Below are 3,366 nucleotides of genomic sequence, written 5' to 3' on the forward strand. Positions count from 1 at the left end.
CTGCGCGAAGGCGCGCGCATCGCGCCGACCGAGATCGCCCGCATCAGCRCCGGCGAGTCGCCCACGCCGATGCACTGCGACCTCGTCACGCGCGTCGACTTCGCCGGGCGCCGGCTCGAGGCGATCGGCGGCAACGTGCAGCAGTCGGTGTCGCGCATCACGCTCGATCTCGACGAGCAGGGCCGCGTCGGCACATCACCGGTGGCCGGGCGAACCTGGAGCCTGGTGCTGCGCGTGCACGCCGAGCCGGGCGACTGAGCGCCTGGCTACCGGGACGCCGCCATCGTGCCGTGCATCACGGCACTGAACACGCACCACGCGAGCGGCACGATCCACAGCAGTCGCAGCCCGCGTCGGGCCGCCGTGGTCGACGGCTCGGCGAGCAGCAGCAGCGCGAGCGTCGCCAGCACGGTCGGGTCGGGCGCCAGGCCGAAGAACCCGGCCTGTTGCCATGGGTGCCCGAACGCGAGACCGATCCACGGGTGGACGAGCACCGCCCAGGTCGCCAGCGCGATGCCGGACCGCACGCGCCAGCCTCGGCTCGACAGATCGATGCCGCCCTTCAAGGCCAGCACCAGCAACCCGGCCGCCTGCACGCCGAACGCCGCGACGGCATACGTCGCCGCCCAGAAGATCGGCACGAAGCGCTCGAACAGGAATGCCCACGCCGTGAACGCCCAGCAGATCGCGACGAAGGCGAACGCGCCTCGCAGCAGGCGCCCATCGAGGCTTCGGCGGCCTCCACGGACGCGCCCGACCAGCCACGCTCCCGCCACGCCCATCGCCACCCACTGCAGCGGCCACCACGCCTCGTTCAGCGATTCGAACAGCCGCCAGTAGATGCGCGGCGAGAACATCAGGAAGCTGGACGGCCGGTAGGTCCACCACTCGCTCAACGGTCCGCCCTCACAGCGCAGCCACCGTGCGCGCCATGCGCTCGCGCAGCGCTGCATCGGGCATGCGGCCGCGCGCCGCCGCCATGTTCTCGCGCAGGTGGCCCACCTGGCTGGTCGCCGGGATCGCGCAGGTCACCGCCGGGTGCGAGACGACGAACTTCAGCGCCACCTGCGCCCAGTTCGCGCAGTCGATCTCCGCGGCCCAGGCCGGCAGCCGCTGGCGCGCCAGCGCATCCATCAATGCACCACCGCGGAACGGCCGGTTCACCAGCACCGCGATGCCGCGCTCCTGCGCGAGCGGCAGCAGGCGCTGCTCCGCCTCGCGGTCCACCAGGTTGTGCGTGAGCTGCACGAAGTCGATCGGCTGCGTGCGCATCACCTGCTCCAGCTCGGCATGGCGCCGCCCTTCGGAGGTGGTGATGCCGACGTAGCGCAGCCGCCCGGCCTTCTTCATCTCGAGGAGCCGCGGCAGGTGCTCCTGCCACGACAGCAGGTTGTGCACCTGCATCAGGTCGAAGCGCGGCACGCCCCAGAAGTTGCGCGAGGCCTCCATCTGTGCCACGCCGCGCTGCACATCGCCGATCCACACCTTCTCGGCCGAGAACAGCGCCGCCGGCCGGCCCAGCTGCGCCAGCGCATGGCCGATGGTCGGCTGCGACGAGCCGTACATCGGCGATGAATCGATCAGCCTGCCTCCCTCGGCGAAGAACGCGCGGACCACCTCGGTGCAGGCATCGCGCGCCGCACGGTCGTTGCCGACGTTGAAGGTGATCCAGCTGCCCAGCCCGATGACCGGCAGCGTCTCGCCGCTCGACGGGATGCGGCGCTCGAGCGCCGCGGCAGCACGGGCCGGCGCGGCGGCCACCAGCGCACCGGCGGCCAGACCGGCCAGCCACTCGCGTCGGGTGCAGGGATCGACGTTCATGCGCCGATTCTGCGACCCGCCCGCCAGCGCGTGGCGATCACCCCACGAGTTGCTCGACAACGCTCGCGAGGCCGGTCGTCCCGCGCACCTGCACCGCTTCGCCGCCTGCGAAACGGATCCAGCCTTCGTTGAAGCCGTCGATCATCCGGATGCGCGGCTGCGGGTGGCGCATGCCCTGGCTGTGGAACAACGCCTCCCAGCTGTCGCGCGGCACCGGCGCGGCGCGCACCGGCCGACCCAGCGCCTGCGCCAGCGCGGCAGCGATGTCGTTCGGGCTGACCGGCGCCGGGCCGTCGAGTTCGACGATGCGCTGCCCGGCGCCCTTCTCCGTCAGCAAGCGCGCCGCGACACGCCCCACGTCGGCTGTGGCCACCATCGGCACCGGCCGGTCCGGCGGCTGCAGGAAGGCCGGGATCACGCCCTGCGTGCGCGCCGCGTCGATGTCCCAGCGCAGGTTCTCGATGAACCACGACGGGCGCAGCAGCGTCACGTCCAGCGGCAGCGCCGACCACACCTCCTCCATCAGCGTGTGCTGGCTCAGCAGGTTCGACGGTGCCGCCTGCGCGCCGATCGTCGACAGGCACACCACGCGCGCCGGCCGCGCGGCGCGCAGCGCCTGGTCGAGTGCCGCGGCCGTGGCCCGCGCCTCGGGAAAGCCCGGCGCCGGGTCGAACACCGGCGGCGGCACCACGAACACGCTCGTGGCGCCGTCGAAGGCCCGCGCCAGCGCCGCGGCGTCGTCCAGCGTGGCGAGCGCGACCTCGCAGCCGAGCGCCGCCCAGGCGCGCCCCTTGTCGGCATCGCGCACGACGGCGCGCACCCGCTCGCCCCGCGCCAGCAGTTCGCGAGCGGCCGCGCCGCCGACCTGGCCGGTGATTCCGGTGATGGCATGCATGAAGACTTCCTTTCGTCGATTCGTCAATCAGGAGGCGAATCGTAGGAAGCGACACCATTTGAGTAAAGGCAACCAGCGGCATATCATTGGTGACACTGAATCACGAATTGAGCGAACGATGACACTCGATGGCCGCCTGCTCTCCAACGTCGGCGTGCTGGCCGCGGTGATCGAAGGCGGCAGCTTCGTGCGCGCCGCCGAGGCGCTCGGCATGACGCCGTCCGGCGTCAGCCGGGCCGTCGCGCGGCTGGAGGCGCGCATCGGCGTGCGCCTGCTCGAGCGCACGACCCGCTCGCTGAACCTCACCGACGAAGGCCGCCGGCTCTATGCCGACATCAACCCGCTGGTGCTCGGCATCGAAGACGCGGTGACGCACGCCACCAGCTCGTCGGGCACCGTGCAGGGCCGGCTGCGCGTCAACACCGATGCGTTCACGTCGCGCCTGCTGCTGGCGCCGCACCTGCCGCGCTTCCTCGCGCTGCACCCCGGCCTGACGCTCGAGCTGATCGCCCGCGAGCAGCTCGGCGACCTGGTCGGCGAGGGCTTCGACATCGCGGTGCGCTTCGGCGAGCCGCCGAGCTCGTCGCTGGTGGCGCGCAAGCTGCTCGAGAGCCGCATCGTCACGGTCGCGTCGCCGGCCTACCTGAAGC

Annotated in this window: 4 protein-coding genes and 1 pseudogene; 2 read left to right on the forward strand and 3 right to left on the reverse strand. The window is 72.1% G+C overall.

Annotated elements, in window-relative coordinates:
• A pseudogene (locus AC1D12_RS28545) lies at positions 1-258 on the forward strand (hypothetical protein); the annotation flags it as partial.
• Positions 259-266: 8 nt separating this feature from the next.
• Here the strand turns inward: AC1D12_RS28545 and AC1D12_RS28550 are convergent.
• The 3 genes from AC1D12_RS28550 to AC1D12_RS28560 are packed head-to-tail and all read right to left on the reverse strand — an operon-like array spanning position 267 to position 2,716.
• Positions 267-896, reverse strand: a complete 630-nt coding sequence (locus tag AC1D12_RS28550; protein WP_477844476.1) for a DUF6064 family protein — start codon at positions 894-896, stop codon at positions 267-269.
• 10 nt (positions 897-906) lie between these two features.
• Complete coding sequence (locus tag AC1D12_RS28555; RefSeq protein ID WP_477844478.1) at positions 907-1,821, reverse strand: aldo/keto reductase; 915 nt, start codon at positions 1,819-1,821, stop codon at positions 907-909.
• Between the two features lie 37 nt (positions 1,822-1,858).
• Positions 1,859-2,716: an NAD(P)H-binding protein gene (locus AC1D12_RS28560; protein WP_477844480.1), complete on the reverse strand. Its 858-nt coding sequence runs from the start codon at positions 2,714-2,716 to the stop codon at positions 1,859-1,861.
• A gap of 118 nt (positions 2,717-2,834) precedes the next feature.
• On the opposite strand from AC1D12_RS28560, the gene AC1D12_RS28565 reads away from it, so the two are divergent.
• Positions 2,835-3,366, forward strand: a 532-nt coding sequence (locus AC1D12_RS28565) for a LysR family transcriptional regulator (protein WP_477844482.1), incomplete at its 3' end; no start/stop codon positions are given.

It is taken from the genome of Rhizobacter sp. P1_G5, assembly GCF_056405435.1.